The following is an 18,996-nucleotide window of genomic DNA, read 5'->3' as shown; positions in this document are numbered from 1 at the left end:
GTCGTTGCGCCGGACATCGCCTGATACAGCTCAATCGCCGATGCGCGCCTTCTGCCAGGGGCCCAGCATGGCGTTGAGCAGGCTGGCCTGCTCGTCGTCGCCGGTCAGCTCCCACATGAACACCCCGGCCAGGCCCTGCTCGCGGGCGAACTGCGCACGCAGGCCGATCGAGCGCGGGTCTTCATAGCTGATGAAGATCTTCTGCCCGGCGTTGTACAGCCACGGGCTCTGCGCTTGCGGCTGCCAGTGCTTCGTCCAGCCCGGCTGGTCGAGATAGCGTGCCTTGATCACCCGCCAGTCGCCGGCGTCGGCCGGTGCGCTGTAGGGCTGATACAGGCCATCCGGCGCATCGCCGGTGACCTTGAAGCCGCGCCCGTAGAACGGCACACCCAGCACCAGCTTGTCGGCCGGCACACCGTGCTCGCGGTAGTACTGCACCGCGCCGGCGACGTTGTTCCAGCGCCGCAGTTCCGGCGCCAGCGGATCGGCTGGCACTTCATGCAGGGGCGCATTGAACGTCGATACCGCCGAGAAGCCGGTGCCCATGTCGTAGCTCATCAGGTTGATGAAATCGAACACACTGGCCAGCGCCGGCAGGTCATAGCTTGCGGCTGGATCGTAGGGGCCATCGGTCTGCAGGCGACCGGCGGCCAGTGCGGCAGTCAGCAGCATTGGCTGCCCCACCTTGCGACCGCGCGCATCGAGTGCCTGTCGGAAGCCCTGCGCGAGCTTGGTCAGATTGGCGCGATCCTGCGGGCGGTGTGCCAGCTCCTTCGGCCCACCGCTGACCGGAAACTCCCAGTCGATGTCCACGCCATCGAAGCTGCCGGCGTGACGATCGAAGAACAGCGCCATGCAGGAATCGACCAGGCGCTTGCGGCTGGCTTCGGTCAGCGCTGCATCGGAGAAACCGCCCGCGCCCCAGCCACCGATCGAGATCAGCGTGCGCAGGTGCGGGTGCGCCTTCTTCAGCTCGGCCAGCGCCGCGAAATTCTTCGGCGCTTCCGCGCCGATCGTGCAGCGCCCGTCCTCGATGGTGGAGAACGCATAGAACAGATGGGTCAGGCGCTCGGCGGGAATGCTCGACACCGGATAGCGCTCGGCCGAGCTGCCGGGGTAGTAGGCACCGAAGATCGGCGGCTGCGCCGGAGCGGCGTGCGCAGCGATGGGCAAGGCACCGGCAATCAGCACGGCAAGGACGGCCACGGTCTGGCGGAACATGGGATCTCCCGGTTCGAAGGCGCAGCCACGTTAGCAAACCGATGAGGCCGTGGGACCGATGTCGTGGCATGTCGTCCAGCGGACAGCAACGATCGGCCAGAGGGCGACAACGTGGCAGTCATGCCACTGCCATCATGCATTGCAGCAGGACACGCACCGACGCAGCGCACCCGGCCCCCTGCATCGGCTAAGGTGGCCGCGGATCTTCAACCGCACATGGACATGAGCACCGATCACGACACCACTCCCGACGGCGACCTGCTGGACGGCGCATCCCTCGACGAACACCAGATACTGGAAGCGCGCGCCTACGACGCGTTCCACGAAGGCGACCTGCCGCAGGCTGTGGAGCTGTTCGGCGAACTGATCGCCATCGCTCCCGAGGTGCCCTACCTGCACTACATGCGCGGGCTGGCGCACAAGTACCTGCGCGACTGGCCGGCGTCGCTGCAGGACAACCTGCGATCGGAGCAGCTGCGTGGGGAATTCGATGTCGCCACCGCCTGGAATGCCGGCATCGCGGCCACCGGCATGGGCGACTGGGCCGAAGCACGGCGCCAGTGGGCCCGTTGTGGCATCACCCTGCCCGAGGGCGAAGGCCCGATCGAAGGCGACTTCGGCGTGGCCTGCATGCGCCTGGCGCCGTGGTCCGACGCCGAGGTGGTGTACATGCGTCGCATCGATCCGGTGCGTGCACGCATCGACAACGTACCGCTGCCCGAAAGCGGCTTCCGCTTCGGCGACATCGTGCTGCATGACGGTGCGTCGACCGGCCGACGTACGTACGGCGAACACGAGGTACCGGTGTTCAACGCAATGCAGCGTCTGCACCGATCGGACATGGCCACCTTCATCGTGTTCGTGCAGTGCGATTCTGCCGATGACATCGCTGCCCTGGAGGCCATGAACCTGCCCGGCATCGGTACGGTCGAGGACTGGACCGCGACCGTGCGCCGGTTGTGCCGCCGCTGCAGCTATGGCACCCCGCACCAACATGACGACGAGGCAGACGCCACTGAAGACGGTAACTGGGCACGCGGGCGCGATCTGGGCATTGCCGCTCAGGGCCGGGCTGCGGTGGAGAAATTGCTGGCGACGTGGATCGCCGCGATGCCGGGACGCGTGCTGGAGGCCATAGAACAGCGAGAGCATCCGCTGAGTGACCCCGAGCCGGGTCAGGTGTGGTGGCTGGGGGAGGAGGAAGAAGGTTCGCAGGTGTAGAGGCCAACTGTCCTCACCCACAGGATTGCAGGCAAAGAAAAAGCGGGCCGAAGCCCGCTTTCTCATTTGCGAAAGCGTGAGGACCAACGGTCCTCACCCACCGCACAATCAGTAGTACCGATTACTCGGCGCTGACGGCGTCGCCTTCTTCCACGGCCTTCATCGACAGGCGGATACGGCCCTGCTTGTCGACTTCCAGCACCTTGACCTTGACCACATCGCCTTCCTTCAGCACGTCGCCGACCTTCTCGACGCGATCGCTGGAGATCTGCGACACGTGGACCAGACCGTCCTTGCCCGGCAGGATCGTGACGAACGCACCGAAGTCCATGATCTTGGCGACCTTGCCTTCGTAGATGCGGCCCGGCTCGACGTCCGAGGTGATCTGCTCGATGCGGGCCTTGGCGGCCTGGGCAGCGATGGCATTGACCGAAGCGATGACGATGGTGCCGTCGTCCTGGATGTCGATCTGGGTGCCGGTTTCCTTGGTGATGGCCTGGATGGTCGAGCCACCCTTGCCGATCACTTCGCGGATCTTGTCCGGGTGGATCTTGATGGTCAGCAGGCGCGGCGCGTAGTCCGACAGCTCTTCACGCGGAGCGGTCAGGCCGTGGGCCATTTCGCCCAGGATGTGCAGACGGCCAGCCTTGGCCTGCTGCAGGGCCTGCTTCATGATCTCTTCGGTGATGCCTTCGATCTTGATGTCCATCTGCAGGGCGGAAATGCCCTCAGCGGTACCGGCCACCTTGAAGTCCATGTCGCCCAGGTGATCTTCGTCACCCAGGATGTCGGACAGGACGACGAAGCGCTCGCCTTCCTTGACCAGGCCCATGGCGATACCGGCCACCGGCGCCTTCACCGGCACGCCCGCGTCCATCAGGGCCAGCGACGAGCCGCAGACCGACGCCATCGACGAGGAACCGTTCGACTCGGTGATTTCCGAGACGACGCGGATGGTGTACGGGAAGGATTCCAGCGACGGCATGACAGCCAGCACGCCGCGCTTGGCCAGGCGGCCGTGGCCGATTTCGCGGCGCTTCGGGCCCATCATGCGGCCGCACTCACCCACCGAGAACGGAGGGAAGTTGTAGTGGAACAGGAAGTTTTCCTTGTACTCACCGGCAACGGCATCGATGACCTGGCCATCACGGGCGGTGCCCAGGGTGATGGTCACGATGGCCTGGGTTTCGCCACGGGTGAACAGCGAGGAACCGTGGGTACGCGGCAGCACGCCGGTCTTCACGGCGATCGGGCGGACGGTGTCCAGCGCACGGCCGTCGATACGGACCTTGGTGTCCAGCACGGAGTCACGCATGGTGCGGTATTCCAGCTCGCCGAATTCCTTCGACAGCTCGGCCGGGTTCCAGCCTTCAGCGGCCACGCGGCCAGCCAGGGTTTCAACCACGTCCTTCTTGATCGCCGAGATGGCATCGCGGCGCTGCAGCTTGTCACGCACCTGGAAGGCTTCGCCCAGGCGCGGGCCGATGGCTTCCTTCAGGGCGGAGATCAGCGCGTCGTTCTTGGCCGGGGCTTCCCAGGTCGACGGCTTGGTGCCGGCTTCGACGGTCAGCTCGTTGATCGCGTTGATGACCTTCTGCATTTCGCGGTGACCGAAGGTCACGGCGCCCAGCATCACTTCTTCGGACAGCAGCGCGGCTTCGGATTCAACCATCAGCACGGCGTTGGAGGTACCGGCGACGACCAGCTCCAGCTGCGAGTCAGCCAGTTCGCTGACGGTCGGGTTCAGGATGTACTCGCCGTTCTTGTAACCGACCTTGGCCGCGCCGATCGGACCCATGAACGGGGTGCCAGCCAGGGCCAGGGCAGCCGAAGCACCGATCAGGGCCGGGATGTCACCGTCCACGTCCGGGTTCAGCGACATCACCGTGGCGATGATCTGCACTTCGTTCTTGTAGTCTTCCGGGAACAGCGGGCGGATCGGACGGTCGATCAGACGCGAGATCAGGGTTTCCTTCTCGGTCGCACGGCCTTCGCGCTTGAAGAAACCACCCGGGATACGGCCGCCGGCGTAGAACTTTTCCTGATAATCGACGGTCAGCGGGAAGAAGTCCTGGCCTTCGCGCGCGCTCTTGGCGGCGACGGCGGTGACCAGCAGTACGGTGTCGTCCATCTTGACGATGACGGCGCCGCTGGCCTGGCGGGCGACTTCGCCGGTCTCAAGCGTGACGGTGTGCTTGCCGTACTGGAAGGTTTTGGTGATTTTTGCCACGGAGGGTGTCCTTGGGGATGCTGTCTGCGAATTTGGACCGTCGGCGACCCATGCCGCCAGCGGGTGGCCGGATCGTTCCGGCCTGAATCGGGGATTGCGGTGCTACAAAACAAAACCGCGGCGCATCGCTGCGCCGCGGGGGATTCGTTGCTTAGCGACGCAGGCCAAGCTTCTCGATCAGGGCCTTGTAACGCTCGACGTCCTTCTTCTTCAGGTAGTCGAGCAGGCTGCGACGGCGGTTGACCATCTGCAGCAGGCCGCGGCGGCTGTGGTGGTCCTTCTTGTGGGTCTTGAAGTGGCCGGTCAGCAGTTCGATGCGGGCGGTCAGCAGTGCAACCTGGACTTCCGGGGAGCCGGTGTCAGCCGAGCTGCGCTTGTTGTCTTCAATGACCTTCTGGGTGTCGATCGACATTTCTTTTTTCTCTGTGATGCGTGGCCGGCAGGAACGCGCTTCGCGCACCGCCAGGCTCGCCGTGGACTACGAGGATGAAACCTGCGCGAGGCAGGTTGCCGGAAAACGGCCGCGAAATTGTAACGGTCGGGGGCTTCCGGGACAAGGACCGGGGCTGAACCGGCAGGCCCCGGTCAGAGGTTGAAACGGCGCTGCGGGGCCAGCAGGCCGCTGTCGTCGACCTGGCCGAGGCCCTGGACAGCGTCGTCCGGACCGAACACGGCCACCAGGCCCCGCGGCCAGGACAGGTCGCGCTGGCGCTGGCCGACGCAGAACCGATGGGCCTGGTCGGCGTCCAGGTTGACCCTCGGGTATTCAGCCAGACCGGCCGCCAGCGGCAGCAGCAACGCGTCCATACCGGCCTCGTCACCGGCCTCGACCATCGCCCTCAGCTGGTCCAGCGTGACCATGGCAGGCTCGCGGAACGGCTCGACCCAGAGCCGGCGCAGCGCGCTGATGTGGGCACCACAACCCAGGCTTTCGCCGAGGTCGCGGGCCAGGCTGCGGATATAGGTGCCGGAACCACAGGTCACGCGCAGCCGCAGCCGTTCCGGCTGCTGCTCCAGCACCTCGATGGCGTGCACCTGCACCTCGCGCTCAGGCGCTTCGATGACGTCACCGCGGCGGGCCTTCACATACAGCGGTTCCCCACCCTGCTTCAGTGCCGAATAGATCGGGGCACGCTGGCGGATGTTGCCGGTCAACGGCGCCAGCGCAGCCTGCAGGGCCTCGGCACTGATCGCCGGCACCGGGCGCTGCAGCAGCACCTGGCCTTCGGCATCGTCGGTATCGGTGGTCTGGCCGAGCACGATCTCGGCGTCGTAGGCCTTGGCCGAACCCAGCAGCAGGCCGGCGATCTTGGTGGCCTCACCGAAACACAGCGGCAGCAGGCCGGTGGCCAGCGGGTCGAGGCTGCCGGTATGGCCCCCCTTCTCGGCGCGGAACAGGCGGCGCGCCACCTGCAGGGCAGCGTTGGAGCTCATGCCGGTCGACTTGTCGAGCAGCAGGATGCCATCCAGGCGGCGGAACTGAATTCGGGTCATGACAGGATTTTGTAGAGTCGAGCCATGCTCGACTGCTGCAGCGCGGTCTGCATCAGACATCGCGCAGCCGGAATGCAACAACGCCGGGCATGCCCGGCGTCGCGCGGTTATTCTTCGTCGCTCTCGCGACGCTTCTCGGCGGCCAGCGTATCGGGCAGGTCGCGCAGGATGTTGTCGATGTGCTCACCACGGTCGACCGAGTCGTCGTAGTGAAAATGCAGCTCCGGCACGTGGCGCAGCTTCATCGCACGGGCCAGGTCCATGCGCAGGCGGTAGCCCAGTTCCTTCAGGCCGGCCACGGCTTCAGCCGAACGTTCCGGCATCAGCGCGGTGACGAACACCTTGGCATGGGCCATGTCGCGGGTGATTTCCACGTCGGACACGCTCACCGAGGGCAACCCGTGCTCGCGCACGGCGTTGTGCACCAGGGTGCCGAGTTCACGGCGCAGCTGGGCGGAGACACGGTCGGTTCGATGGAAAGTCTTGGGCACGAGGAGCTCTTGGTTCAGTTGTCGCCCGACCAACGGTCGGGCGCTACATCTACATGGTACCCGACCGTGGGTCGGGCTTTGCATGCCGGTAGGGCCCGACCGTTGGTCGGGCCGCCACGCAGCATTACAGGGTGCGCGGCACTTCGATACGCTCGAAGCACTCGATCTGGTCACCCGGCTTGACGTCGTTGTAGGCCTTCACCGCGATACCGCATTCGGTACCGTTGCGGACTTCCTCGACGTTCTCCTTGAAGCGACGCAGCGATTCCAGCTCGCCCTCGAAGATCACCACGCTGTCGCGCAGCACGCGGATCGGCTTGTTGCGCTTGACCACGCCCTCGATGACCATCGAGCCGGCGACGGCGCCCAGCTTGGAGCTGCGGAAGACGTCGCGGACTTCGGCGATACCGATGATCTCTTCGCGGATCTCCACGCCCAGCAGACCGGAGGCCACCTGCTTCACCTGGTCGATCACGTCATAGATGATCGAGAAGTAACGCAGGTCAACGCCGTTGGATTCGATGATGCGACGGGCCGAAGCGTCCGCACGCACGTTGAAGCCGATGACGGTGGCCTTCGAAGCGGCCGCCGAGTTGGCGTCCGACTCGGTGATGCCACCCACGCCGGAGTGGATCACGTTGATGCGGATGTCTTCGTTGGACAGCGCGACCAGTGCCTGGCTCAGCGCCTGCACCGAACCCTGCACGTCGGCCTTGATGACCAGGTTGAGAACCTGCTGGCCCTCGCCCTTGCCCAGGGTCGCCATGATGTCTTCCATGCGGCTGCCCGCGGTGGCGACCAGGCGCGATTCACGGCGCTTGGTCTCACGCTGCTGGGCAACGTCCTTGGCCAGGCGCTCGTCCTCGACCACCACGAAGTCGTCACCGGCTTCCGGCACGCCGGACAGGCCCAGGACCTGCACCGGGATGGACGGGCCGGCGAACTCCGGCTGCTTGCCGGTCTCGTCGAACAGCGCACGCACGCGGCCGTACTGGATGCCGCACACCAGGTAGTCGCCCTTCTTCAGGCGGCCCTGCTGCACCAGCACGGTCGCGACCGGGCCGCGGCCCTTGTCCAGCGACGATTCAATCACCACGCCCGAAGCGCGGCCTTCGTCGACGGCCTTCAGTTCCAGCAGTTCGGCCTGGATCGAGATGGCGTCCAGCAGGTCGTCGATGCCCAGGCCGGTCTTGGCCGAGATCTCCACCATCTGGGTGTCACCACCGAAGTCTTCGGCCACGACCTGCTCGGACAGCAGTTCGTTCTTGACCCGCATCGGATCGGCATCGGACTTGTCGATCTTGTTGATCGCCACGATCAGCGGCACACCCGCCGAACGGGCGTGCTGGATCGCTTCCTTGGTCTGCGGCATGACACCGTCATCGGCGGCCACGACCAGCACCACGATATCGGTCAGCTTGGCACCGCGCGCACGCATCGAGGTGAAGGCAGCATGGCCCGGGGTATCCAGGAAGCTGATCACGCCCTTTGGCGTATCGACGTGGTAAGCGCCGATGTGCTGGGTGATGCCGCCGGCTTCGCCAGTGGCGACCTTGGTACGGCGGATGTAATCCAGCAGCGAGGTCTTGCCGTGGTCGACGTGACCCATGATGGTGACCACCGGCGGACGCTGGGTGGCTTCGCCCTGGTTTTCACCGGTGGAGGCCAGCAGTGCGTCTTCGGCGTCATTGTCGTTGGCACGGATCGCCTTGTGGCCGAGTTCTTCGGTCACCAGCGCGGCGGTGTCATGGTCGATGGACTGGGTGATGGTGGCCATCACGCCCATCTTGAACAGCGCCTTGACCACCTCGCCGCCCTTCAGCGCAAGCTTCTGCGCCAGGTCGGCCACGGTGATCGTGTCGCCGATCGCCACTTCACGCACCACCGGTGCGGTCGGGCGCTCGAAGGCGTGCGGACCGGCATTGTTGCCACCACGCGACATGTCGCGACGGCCACCGGACTGGTTGCGGCCACCCGGACGTCCACGGGAATTGCTGTTGTTGCTGTTGCCACGACGCGCACGGTCGGCAGCCGACAGGTGCATCTGGCCGGCGAAGCGATCGCCCGGGCCACGCTCGTTGCGCGGCGCGCTGCGGTTGTTGCGGTCGTCGCTGCGCGGCGGCGGCGGCGCACCACGCGGCGCAGCCGGGGCTGCGGCCGGGGCGCGCGGCGGGCGCGGCGCGGTTTCGTCGATCGGAGCACGCTTGGGCTTGCTGGCAGCCAGCGCCTCGGCCGCCTTGGCGGCAGCCGCAGCTTCCTCGGCCGCCTTCTTCTCGGCTTCGGCGCGCTCCTTGGCGGCAACCTCTTCCTCACGGGCGCGGACGATGGCCTCGTCGCGCAGACGATCCTTCTCGGCCAGGGCCTGCTGTTCGGCAAGGTTGCGGGCACGCGACTCTTCCAGCTTGCGCAGGATGTCGGCGCGCTCTTCGTCCGGGGTCATGGCGCGAGCACCATCCTTGACGTAGGTACGCTTCTGGCGGACCTCGACATTCACGGTCGTCTTGCTGCGACCGGAATTGACCGTCACTTCCTGCTGCTTCCGGCGGTTGAGCGTGATCTTCTTTGCAGACTGATCGGTCTCTTCCGGGGCCTGCTCGGGCTTGCCGTGCGAACGACGAAGGAAGCCCAGGAGCTTAACCTTCTCGGAGCTGGTCACGACCTGGTCGGGACCGCTGAACTTCATGCCGGCACCGGCCAGCTGTTCCAGCAGTTTTTCGACCGGCGTGTTGACCAGTTCGGCAAGCTTGCGGATGGTGGTTTGCTGCGACATTCGGATCCTATGATCTTGTGGGCGCCCCCCCGCATCTGGAGGTGGCGCGGATTCTACGCCCTGAGCGGCTCAGGGCCCTGTTCATTGCCGGCTCATTCGCCGCGTTCCAGTCGGGCGATCTCCTCGGCACGGGCGGCCAGGATCAGCGCAGCGGCGCGCGCCTGATCCAGTCCTTCGATGCCGAAGTCCATGACCTCGTCGGCGGCCAGGTCGGACAGGTCCTCACTGGTACGCACGCCGTGGCCGGCCAGCGCATATGCGGTGGCTTCGTCCATGCCCTTCAGGGACAGCAGGTCCTGCGCCGGCTGGCCGTCTTCAAGGCCTTCCTCGACTGCCAGGGCCTCATTGAGCAGCGCATCGCGGGCACGGGCGCGCAGCTCTTCGACGATGTCCTCGTCGAAACCTTCCACGGCCAGCAGTTCGCCGACCGGGACATATGCGATTTCCTCGACGGTGCCGAAGCCTTCGCTGACCAGGATGCCGGCGATTTCCTCGTCCACTTCCAGCTTGTCCATGAACAGCTGGCGGGCCGACGCCTGCTCGGCTTCCGACTTGGCGGTGACCTGGTCCTGGGTCATCACGTTGAGCTGCCAGCCGGTCAGGCGGCTGGCCAGGCGCACGTTCTGGCCGCCCTTGCCGATCGCCTGGGCCAGGCGGTCTTCGGCAACTGCCAGGTCCATCGAGTGCTTGTCTTCATCGACGATGATCGACTGCACTTCGGCCGGCGCCATCGCGTTGATGACGAAGTTGGCCGGGTTGTCGTTCCACAGCACGATGTCCACGCGCTCGCCATTGAGCTCGTTGGACACGGCCTGCACGCGCGAACCGCGCATGCCGATGCAGGCACCGATCGGATCGGTGCGCTGGTCGTGGGCCAGCACGGCGATCTTGGCGCGGTCGCCCGGATCGCGGGCGCAGGCCTTGATTTCCACCAGGCCCTGGCCGACTTCCGGCACTTCCAGCTTGAACAGCTCGATCATGAATTCCGGGGCGGCACGGCTGATGAACAGCTGCGGGCCACGCGGCTCCGAGCGCACTTCGGCCAGGTAGCCGCGCACGCGGTCACCGGCACGCAGCACGTCGCGCGGAATGCCCTTGTCCTTCGGAATGAAGCCTTCGGCGTTGCCACCGAGGTCGACATAGATGTTGCCGCGCTCGGCGCGCTTGACCACGCCGGTGATCAGCTCACCCACGCGATCCTTCCACGCATCCACGACCTGCTGGCGCTCGGCTTCGCGCACGCGCTGGACGATGACCTGCTTGGCGGCCTGGGCAGCAATGCGGCCGAAGTCCGGGTTCTCGATCTGCTCTTCGATGTAGTCGCCGACGTCCACGCCTTCGGCTTCATCGACGGCGTCCATCAGGCGGATCTGGCGATCCGGCGATTCCATGACCACGTCATCGGCCACCACTTCCCAGCGGCGGAAAGTTTCGTAGCTGCCATCCTTGTGGTCGATGACCACGCGGGTCAGCACTTCCTCGTCGGGATAGCGCTTCTTCGCTGCCGAGGCTAGGGCGGCCTCGATGGCATCGAAGATCACTTCACGCGGCACGCCCTTCTCGTTGGCGACTGCGTCGACTACCAGCAACAGTTCCTTGCTCATTGGCTCACTCCGCGCGCGGCTTCTTTGCCGCCGGCTCGTTGGAAGAAGAATTCTTGTTCGGCTTCGGACGCTTCGGTGCCGGACCGGTCGGCTTGCTCGGGGCCAGCCCCAGCGCTACCCAGTCGGGCATGATCCGTGCCTTGTCGATGTTGTCGGCCGACACGACCACTTCAGCCTTGTCGACGATGAAGGTGATGGTGTCCGCGGCCTCGTCGGTCGCTTCGATGCGGCCCTGCAGGCGACGACGGTTGTCCTGCGGCAGCTTCAGCGTGACCTTGGCCATTTCGCCGAGGTGACGGCCGAACTGCTCCAGGTTGAACAGCGGACGGTCGACGCCCGGCGAAGACACTTCCAGCGTGTAGTTGCCGCTGATCGGGTCTTCGACGTCCATCTGCGCCGACACTTCGCGGCTGACGCGCTCGCAGTCGTCGACATTGATGATGCGCTCGGGCTGTTCAGCCAGCGGCACGTCGATGTAAAGGCGCAGGGTCGCACCGCCGGGGGCCGGCAGATACTCAACGCCCAGCAGCTCCAGGCCCAGCGACACAACGGTCGGGGCGAGCAGATTCGCGATGTCGGTTGCCTTGTCGCTCACAGCCTGCCTTGATCTCTATGGTTGGGTGCCGGCCTTGGCCGGCGTGGAAACATGACGCCCCGGAAACGACAAAGGGCCCGTTGGGCCCCTTTTCCGGAAAGACTCCGGTGACTGGATTCCGGTTGCAACCTGCATTGCCTGCCGGTTGCGGCCCTCCTTCCGGGTCCGGACTCCCGCTGGGAGGCCGCCTTCAGGGGTACTGCTAGGCCGCTGATGATAGCGACTGCACCGCGCTGGTGCAAGGTGCGGACCCGGGGTCAGGTCCCTTTCCCACGGGAAAAGGGACCTGACCCCAATCACGCAGAAACGACGCAGACCCCAAAGAAAAACGCCTTCGAAGCAGAACTTCGAAGGCGATTTCTTTACTTGGTAGCGGGGGCAGGATTTGAACCTGCGACCTTCGGGTTATGAGCCCGACGAGCTGCCAGACTGCTCCACCCCGCATCAGAAGCGGAATTATGAGCGAATGCTTCAAAACATGCAAGCCTTCCCTCATTCATCAAACCGGTTGGCGCCGATATGAAGTTGGTAGCGGGGGCAGGATTTGAACCTGCGACCTTCGGGTTATGAGCCCGACGAGCTGCCAGACTGCTCCACCCCGCACCGGAAGTGTTTGAACTGCTGCCCTGCTCTTTCGAGGAGGGCTACCGCAACGATGTTCTGGCTGAACCGCTGCAGTGACAACTCAGGCTGCGCATATTACACGAATCGCGCAGCTTTGTGTCAACTTTTATGCAAGATGCGCAAATGCCTGCTGGCACCAGACCATGATCGGGTTCCAGGCCAGGCCCAGGGCCAGCAGTGCCAGCGCGTTCACGCCCAGCACCACGCCCAGCACGCGGTCGTTGCTGCGCGGCATGGCCTCGCCCACCGGCTCATCGAAGTACATGACCTTGATGACACGCAGGTAGTAGAAGCAGCCGACCACGGCGCACAGCACGCCGAGGATGGCCAGCCACAGCAGGCCGCCGTTGACGGCCGCGCCCAGCACCGCCAGCTTGGTCCAGAAGCCCAGGAACGGCGGGATGCCGGCCAGCGACGCCATGATGCACAGCACCAGGCCGGCCATCCACGGGTTGCGGGCATTCAGGCCCTTGAAGTCTTCGATGTTCTCGGCTTCGAAGCCGGCACGCGACAGCGCGATGATCGCACCGAAGGCGGCGGTCGACATGATGGCGTAGGCCAGTGCGTAGAACAGTGCGGCGGCATAGCCCTGCGAACCGCCACCTGCGATGCCCATCAGCAGGAAGCCGATGTGCGAGACGGTGGAGAACGCCAGCATGCGCTTGAGGTTGCTCTGCGCGATGGCCATCAGGTTGCCGATGACCAGCGAGACCGCGGCCAGGCCGGCGATCAGCAGCTGCAGTTCGGTCGACAGCGGGCCCACGCCCATTTCCAGCAGGCGGTACGCCATGCCAAAGGCGGCCAGCTTCGGCGCCGAGCTGATGAACAGTGCGATCGGTGCCGGGGCACCCTGGTACACGTCCGGCAGCCACATGTGGAACGGCGCGGCACCCAGCTTGAAGGCGACGCCGGCAATCATGAACACCGCACCGGTGATCAGCAGCACGCGCTCTTCGGAGTGCGGGATGGCCTCGCGGATGACGTCCAGGTGCAGGCTGCCGGTGGCGCCGTAGATCAGCGACATGCCGTACAGCAGCAGGCCGGACGCCAGCGAACCCAGCACGATGTACTTCATCGCCGCTTCCGAGGCCAGGCCGTTTTCGCGGTTGCTGGCGACCAGAGCGTAGGAGCACAGCGCCAGCAGTTCCAGGCCCAGGTAGACCATCAGCAGGCTGCCGGCCGAGACCAGGATCATCATGCCGGCGGTGCCGAACAGGATCAGCACCGGGATCTCGCCCTGGAACAGGTTGCGGTCACGCAGGTAGCGCCAGCCGTAGATCAGGGTCAGGCCGCTGAGCAGCACAATCCCGGTCTTCATCACGTCCGCGGCGGTATCGCGCACGAACATGCCATGGAAGACCTCCCCCTGCCCGCCCACGCCGGTGGCCAGCATGAACAGCACCACGGCCAGCGCAGCGAGCGAGAACAGGTGGGTGACGATCTTGTTCCGGTTGCTGACGAACAGGTCGAGGATCATCAGGGCGAAGGCGCTGCCGATCAGCACCAGCTCGGGAGCGAGCGGTGGCAGGTCAGCGGCGGTCAATGGCAGCAGCGGCGAGGTGGTCATCATCAAATCCTGGAATTACAGCAGCTTGCTGGATGCGATCTGCATCGCCAGCTTCGCGATCGAGGGCTCCATCAGGTCGGTCAGCGGCTTGGGATAGATGCCCAGCGCCAGCACGCCAATGGCGAACACGCCCAGCACCAGCCATTCGCGGCCGTTGATGTCCTTCAGTTCGGCAACATGGCTGTTGGCCACTTCACCGAAGAAGATGCGCTTGTACAGCCACAGGGTGTAGGCGGCGCCGATGATCAGGGTGGTGGCCGCGCCCAGTGCGATCCACGGATTACGCTGGAAGGCCGACAGGATGACCATGAACTCGCCAACGAAACCGCTGGTACCCGGCAGGCCCGCGTTGGCCATGAAGAACAGCATGGCGAAGGTGGCAAACCACGGCATCACGTTGACCACGCCGCCGTAATCGGCGATGCGGCGGCTGTGCATGCGGTCGTACAGCACGCCGACGCAGGAGAACATCGCGCCGGACACGAAGCCGTGCGAGATCATCTGCACCATGGCGCCCTGCAGGCCCAGGCGGGCGGCATCGGCGTTACCGGCTTCACGCACCAGCCACAGGGCGATGAAGGTGCCCAGGGTGACGAAGCCCATGTGCGCGATCGACGAATAGGCGATCAGCTTCTTCATGTCGTCCTGAACCAGGGCGACCAGGCCGACGTAGATCACCGCGATCAGCGACAGCGCGATCACCAGCCAGGCCCATTCCTGCGATGCGTCCGGGACGATCGGCAGGTTGAAGCGCAGGAAGCCGTAGCCACCGATCTTCAGGGCGATGGCGGCCAGGATCACCGAACCGGCGGTCGGTGCTTCCACGTGGGCATCCGGCAGCCAGGTGTGGACCGGGAACATCGGCACCTTGACCGCGAAGGCGATCAGGAAGGCGAAGAAGATCCAGGTCTGTTCCTTGGCCGACAGCGGCAGCGCGTACAGGTCGGCCAGCTGGAAGCTGCCGCCCTTCAGGTACAGGTAGATCAGCGCCACCAGCATCAGCACCGAGCCGAGGAAGGTGTACAGGAAGAACTTCAGCGCGGCGTAGATGCGGCGCGGGCCACCCCAGACACCGATGATCAGGAACATCGGGATCAGCATCGCCTCGAAGAACACGTAGAACAGCATCGCGTCCGTGGCCGAGAAGATACCGACCGTGACGCCTTCCAGGATCAGGAAGGCCGCCACGTACTGGTTCACGCGCTTGTCGATGGCGCTCCAGGCGCCGATCAGGGCAAGCACGCTGACCAGGGTGGTCAGCAGGATCAGCGCCACGGCAATGCCGTCCACGCCCAGGTTGTAGCCGATCTTGTACGCCGGGATCCAGGCATGGGTCTCGGCGAACTGCAGACCGTCGATGCCCGCGTTGTAGCCGCTCAGCAGCGAGAGGCTCGCCACGAACGTCAGCACCGCTACGCCCAGCGACGCCCAGCGGGCGGTCTGCGCATCACGGATCGCAAGGATCAGGGCGCCACCGAGGATCGGCAGCCAGATGAGGACACTGAGTAGAGGCCAGTTCGACACGTCTTCTTATTCCGTACAGGTCATCAACGCAGGTAATGCATCAGCACGCCCAGCAGGGCAATCAGGCCGATGATCATCGCGAAGGCGTAGTGATAGAGGAAACCGGATTGGGTACGACGCAGCACGCCGGCTGCGACGTCCACAACACGTGCCGAGAGATTGACCACGCCGTCGACGATGTTGCTGTCGATCCAGCGCGAGACCTTGCCCAGCTTGACGCTGCCACCGGCAAAGCCATCGATCCACAGCTTGTCGAAGCCGTACTTGTTTTCCAGCACCGACACCAGCGGAGCGAAGGTCTTGCGAGCCTTGCCCGACAGGTCCGGCTTCCACAGGTAGAACAGCGCGGCCAGCAGGAAGCCCGCAACGGTCAGCATGAACGCCGGAGCCATCATGCCGTGCAGCGCGAAGGCGACCGGGCCGTGGAACTCTTCACCCAGGAAACCGATGGTGTTCTTGGCCGGATCGTAGAAGTCGACCACGCCGGTGAAGAACGTATGCGCCTGGCCCTTGATGGCATCGTGCGCATGGTTGCCGGCCCAGTCGGTGCCGTACAGCATCGGACCGATGCTGAAGAAACCGATGGCGATCGACGGGATGGCCAGCAGGATCAGCGGCAGGGTCACCACCCACGGGGTTTCGTGCGGCTCGTGCGGACCGTGGCCATGGCCGTGGTCGTCGTGATGCGCATCGCCGTGGTGGGCGTCGGCGGCGTGGTGATCGTCATGGCCGTGACCATGATCGTCATGATGCGCGTCGCGGAAACGCTCCTTGCCGTGGAAGGTCAGGAACAGCAGGCGGAAGCTGTAGAAGCTGGTGACGATCACGCCACCCAGCACCGCCCAGTAGCCATAGGTGGCCACCCAGTTGTTGGACAGGTGCGCGTGCAGCTCGGCGGCCTCGATGATGGTGTCCTTCGAGTAGAAGCCGGAGAAGAACGGCGTACCGACCAGCGCCAGGGTACCGATCCACATGGTGATGAAGGTGATCGGCATGTACTTGCGCAGGCCGCCCATCTTGCGCATGTCCTGCTCGTGGTGCATCGCGATGATGACCGAGCCGGCGCCCAGGAACAGCAGGGCCTTGAAGAACGCATGCGTCATCAGGTGGAACACGGCGGCCGAATAGGCCGACACGCCCAGGGCGACGGTCATATAGCCCAGCTGCGACAGGGTCGAGTACGCGACCACGCGCTTGATGTCGTTCTGCACGATGCCGATCAGGCCGGTGAAGAACGCGGTGGTGGCACCGATGAACAGCACGAAGTTCAGCGCGGTCTGCGACAGCTCGAACAGCGGCGACATGCGGGTGACCATGAAGATACCGGCGGTCACCATCGTCGCGGCGTGGATCAGTGCCGAGATCGGGGTCGGGCCTTCCATCGAATCCGGCAGCCACACGTGCAGCGGGACCTGGGCCGACTTGCCCATGGCACCGATGAACAGGCAGATGCAGATGACGGTGGCGATCGACCAGATCACCGGCTCGTTCAGCAGCTGCATGCCCAGGATCGTGCCGTCCCAGATCTGCAGCTGGGCGCGCGGGTCAGCCAGCATGCCGGCCTGCGAGAACACCTGCGAGTAGTCCAGGGTGCCGAACACCCACAGCACGCCGGCGATGCCCAGCAGGAAGCCGAAGTCACCGACGCGGTTGACCAGGAACGCCTTCATGTTGGCGAAGATCGCGGTCGGGCGCTTGAACCAGAACCCGATCAGCAGGTACGACACCAGGCCCACCGCTTCCCAGCCGAAGAACAGCTGCAGGAAGTTGTTGCTCATCACCAGGGTGAGCATCGAGAAGGTGAACAGCGAGATGTAGCTGAAGAACCGCTGGTAGCCCGGATCGTCCTGCATGTAGCCGATCGTGTAGATGTGGACCAGCAGCGACACGAAGGTCACCACCACCATCATCATCGCGGTCAGCTTGTCGACCATGAAACCGACGTGGGCCGAGTACTGGCCGACTTCGAAGAACGTGTAGATGTTCTGGTTGAACGGCTGCGCCCCGCCCCACAGCAGCTGGTAGAGCGTGTACATCGACAGGCCACAGGCAACCGCGACGCCGAGGATGGTGATGGTCTGCGCGCCGAAGCGCTTGACCTGGCGACCGAACAGGCCGGCGATGATGCTGCCGAACAGCGGTGCAAGCACCACTGCGATCAACAGACTCTTGGAGAGAGTGATTTCCATCTGTGGATCAGCCCTTCAACGAATCGACTTCGCCGACATTGATCGTGCGGCGGGTACGGAACAGGGTCACCAGGATCGCCAGGCCGATGGCGGCTTCCGCGGCGGCGACGGTCAGGATGAAGAACACGAACAGCTGGCCGGACGGATCGCCCAGCTGACGCGAGAAGCCGACGAAATTGATGTTCACCGACAGCAGCATCAGTTCGATCGACATCAGCAGGACGATGACGTTCTTCCGGTTGAGGAAGATGCCGGCCAGGCTGATGGCGAACAGCACCGCGCCGAGCGCAAGCATGTGGCCAAGGGTAATCACGGCTGGGTCTCCTCGCCGGCGGCCGGCTTGCTGTTGCTGTGCACGACCGGTGCTTCGGCGCCCATCTTCACCATGCGCAGGCGCTGGCCGGCCTTGACCATGGTCTGCTCACCCGGGTTCTGGCTCTTCACGCCGGTACGGCGGCGCAGGGTCAGCATCACCGCGGCAACCACGGCCACGGTCAGGATGACGGCGGCGAACTCGAACGGCAGCAGGTACTCGGTGAACAGCGTGCGCGCCAGCCAGGTGACGTTGGAGCTGTCGGCGGCGACCGCTGCAGCGTTGTCGGCCGGGAACGGCGTGACCGAGCGGGCCTTGACGCCGATCAGGATCAGCATCTGCGCCAGCATCGCCACCGCGACGATGAGGCCGACCGGCAGGTAGCGCACCCAGCCCTCACGCAGCTTGGTGGGGTCGATGTCCAGCATCATCACCACGAACAGGAACAGCACCATCACTGCGCCGACGTAGACCAGCACCAGCGCCACGCCGAGGAACTCGGCGCCCACCAGCAGCCACACGCAGGCGATGGAGAAGAAGGTCAGCACCAGGCAGAGCACGGCGTGAACCGGGTTGCGCACGCTGATCACCGCACCGGCCGAAACCGTTGCCGCGATGGCGAACACCCAGAAAGCGATATTTACCCAATCCATCTCTCGACCTCAGCGGTAAGCGGCATCGGCGGCGCGACGCTCGGCGATCTCGTTTTCGAGACGGTCGCCCAGGGCCAGCAGCTGCGGCTTGGTAACGATGTTTTCGCCACGATTCTCGAAGTGGTACTCGAGGATGTGGGTTTCGACGATCGAGTCCACCGGGCAGCTTTCTTCGCAGAAGCCACAGAAGATGCACTTGAACAGGTCGATGTCGTAGCGCGTGGTACGGCGGGTGCCGTCTTCGCGCTTGGCCGAGTCGATGGTGATGGCCAGCGCCGGGCACACCGCTTCGCACAGCTTGCAGGCGATGCAGCGCTCTTCACCGTTGGGATAACGGCGCAGAGCGTGCAGGCCACGGAAGCGCGGCGACTGCGGGAACTTCTCCATCGGGTACATCATCGTGTACTTCGGCTTGAAGCTGTACTTCAGCGTCAGCCAGAGACCGGCCAGCAGTTCGAGCAGCAGCAGGCTCTTGAAGTAATGGGTAATCCTGTTCATCA

At 64.8% G+C, this 18,996-nt stretch carries 15 protein-coding genes and 2 tRNA genes; 1 reads left to right on the top strand and 16 read right to left on the bottom strand.

Annotated features, from left to right (window positions below; translation table 11 throughout):
• Window positions 1-30: 30 nt before the first annotated feature.
• Window positions 31-1,221 carry a glycoside hydrolase family 18 protein gene (locus ACXI0D_RS21305; protein WP_479643131.1) on the bottom strand — a complete coding sequence of 397 codons (1,191 nt, stop codon included), beginning with the start codon at window positions 1,219-1,221 and terminating at the stop codon, window positions 31-33.
• Window positions 1,222-1,443: 222 nt separating this feature from the next.
• Here ACXI0D_RS21305 and ACXI0D_RS21300 point away from each other — a divergent pair, with 222 nt between their 5' ends.
• Entirely contained in the window at window positions 1,444-2,442 is a 999-nt protein-coding gene (locus ACXI0D_RS21300; RefSeq protein ID WP_479643130.1) for a hypothetical protein, read from the top strand.
• A gap of 121 nt (window positions 2,443-2,563) precedes the next feature.
• Here ACXI0D_RS21300 and pnp read toward each other — a convergent pair whose 3' ends face one another.
• From pnp to nuoI, 15 genes are all read right to left on the bottom strand, one after another.
• Complete coding sequence (gene pnp, locus ACXI0D_RS21295; RefSeq protein ID WP_014037942.1) at window positions 2,564-4,672, bottom strand: polyribonucleotide nucleotidyltransferase; 2,109 nt, start codon at window positions 4,670-4,672, stop codon at window positions 2,564-2,566.
• Window positions 4,673-4,823: 151 nt separating this feature from the next.
• Complete coding sequence (gene rpsO / locus ACXI0D_RS21290) at window positions 4,824-5,084, bottom strand: 30S ribosomal protein S15 (protein WP_005410445.1); 261 nt, start codon at window positions 5,082-5,084, stop codon at window positions 4,824-4,826.
• 173 nt (window positions 5,085-5,257) lie between these two features.
• Entirely contained in the window at window positions 5,258-6,166 is a 909-nt protein-coding gene (truB, locus tag ACXI0D_RS21285; RefSeq protein ID WP_479643129.1) for a tRNA pseudouridine(55) synthase TruB, read from the bottom strand.
• Window positions 6,167-6,273: 107 nt separating this feature from the next.
• Window positions 6,274-6,657 carry a 30S ribosome-binding factor RbfA gene (gene rbfA, locus ACXI0D_RS21280; protein ID WP_005410447.1) on the bottom strand — a complete coding sequence of 128 codons (384 nt, stop codon included), beginning with the start codon at window positions 6,655-6,657 and terminating at the stop codon, window positions 6,274-6,276.
• A gap of 124 nt (window positions 6,658-6,781) precedes the next feature.
• Window positions 6,782-9,427, bottom strand: a complete 2,646-nt coding sequence (infB, locus tag ACXI0D_RS21275; RefSeq protein ID WP_075677143.1) for a translation initiation factor IF-2 — start codon at window positions 9,425-9,427, stop codon at window positions 6,782-6,784.
• A gap of 92 nt (window positions 9,428-9,519) precedes the next feature.
• Window positions 9,520-11,031 (bottom strand): transcription termination factor NusA, encoded by a 1,512-nt coding sequence (gene nusA / locus ACXI0D_RS21270; RefSeq protein ID WP_005410449.1) that lies wholly within the window; start codon window positions 11,029-11,031, stop codon window positions 9,520-9,522.
• A 4-nt stretch (window positions 11,032-11,035) separates the two neighbouring features.
• Window positions 11,036-11,626: a ribosome maturation factor RimP gene (gene rimP, locus ACXI0D_RS21265; protein WP_014037945.1), complete on the bottom strand. Its 591-nt coding sequence runs from the start codon at window positions 11,624-11,626 to the stop codon at window positions 11,036-11,038.
• Window positions 11,627-11,993: 367 nt separating this feature from the next.
• Window positions 11,994-12,070, bottom strand: a tRNA-Met gene (locus tag ACXI0D_RS21260).
• Window positions 12,071-12,152: 82 nt separating this feature from the next.
• Window positions 12,153-12,229: transfer RNA gene (locus ACXI0D_RS21255), tRNA-Met, on the bottom strand.
• A gap of 127 nt (window positions 12,230-12,356) precedes the next feature.
• Window positions 12,357-13,817, bottom strand: a complete 1,461-nt coding sequence (gene nuoN, locus ACXI0D_RS21250; RefSeq protein WP_119006564.1) for an NADH-quinone oxidoreductase subunit NuoN — start codon at window positions 13,815-13,817, stop codon at window positions 12,357-12,359.
• A gap of 15 nt (window positions 13,818-13,832) precedes the next feature.
• Window positions 13,833-15,341, bottom strand: coding sequence for an NADH-quinone oxidoreductase subunit M (locus ACXI0D_RS21245; RefSeq protein ID WP_479643128.1), 1,509 nt, complete (start codon window positions 15,339-15,341; stop codon window positions 13,833-13,835).
• 23 nt (window positions 15,342-15,364) lie between these two features.
• On the bottom strand, window positions 15,365-17,530 hold the full coding sequence (gene nuoL, locus ACXI0D_RS21240) for an NADH-quinone oxidoreductase subunit L (protein WP_101765854.1): 2,166 nt from the start codon (window positions 17,528-17,530) through the stop codon (window positions 15,365-15,367).
• A 7-nt stretch (window positions 17,531-17,537) separates the two neighbouring features.
• Entirely contained in the window at window positions 17,538-17,843 is a 306-nt protein-coding gene (gene nuoK, locus ACXI0D_RS21235; RefSeq protein ID WP_005410454.1) for an NADH-quinone oxidoreductase subunit NuoK, read from the bottom strand.
• Complete coding sequence (locus ACXI0D_RS21230; RefSeq protein ID WP_075677133.1) at window positions 17,840-18,496, bottom strand: NADH-quinone oxidoreductase subunit J; 657 nt, start codon at window positions 18,494-18,496, stop codon at window positions 17,840-17,842. The genes nuoK and ACXI0D_RS21230 overlap by 4 nt, the downstream gene beginning before the upstream one ends.
• A 9-nt stretch (window positions 18,497-18,505) precedes the next feature.
• A complete protein-coding gene (gene nuoI / locus ACXI0D_RS21225) occupies window positions 18,506-18,994 on the bottom strand; it encodes an NADH-quinone oxidoreductase subunit NuoI (RefSeq protein ID WP_005410456.1) in 489 nt (162 codons plus the stop codon).
• Between the last annotated feature and the right edge of the window lie 2 nt (window positions 18,995-18,996).

The organism is Stenotrophomonas sp. C9D9, from assembly GCF_056491205.1.
This window is presented reverse-complemented; position numbering and strand designations above follow the sequence as displayed.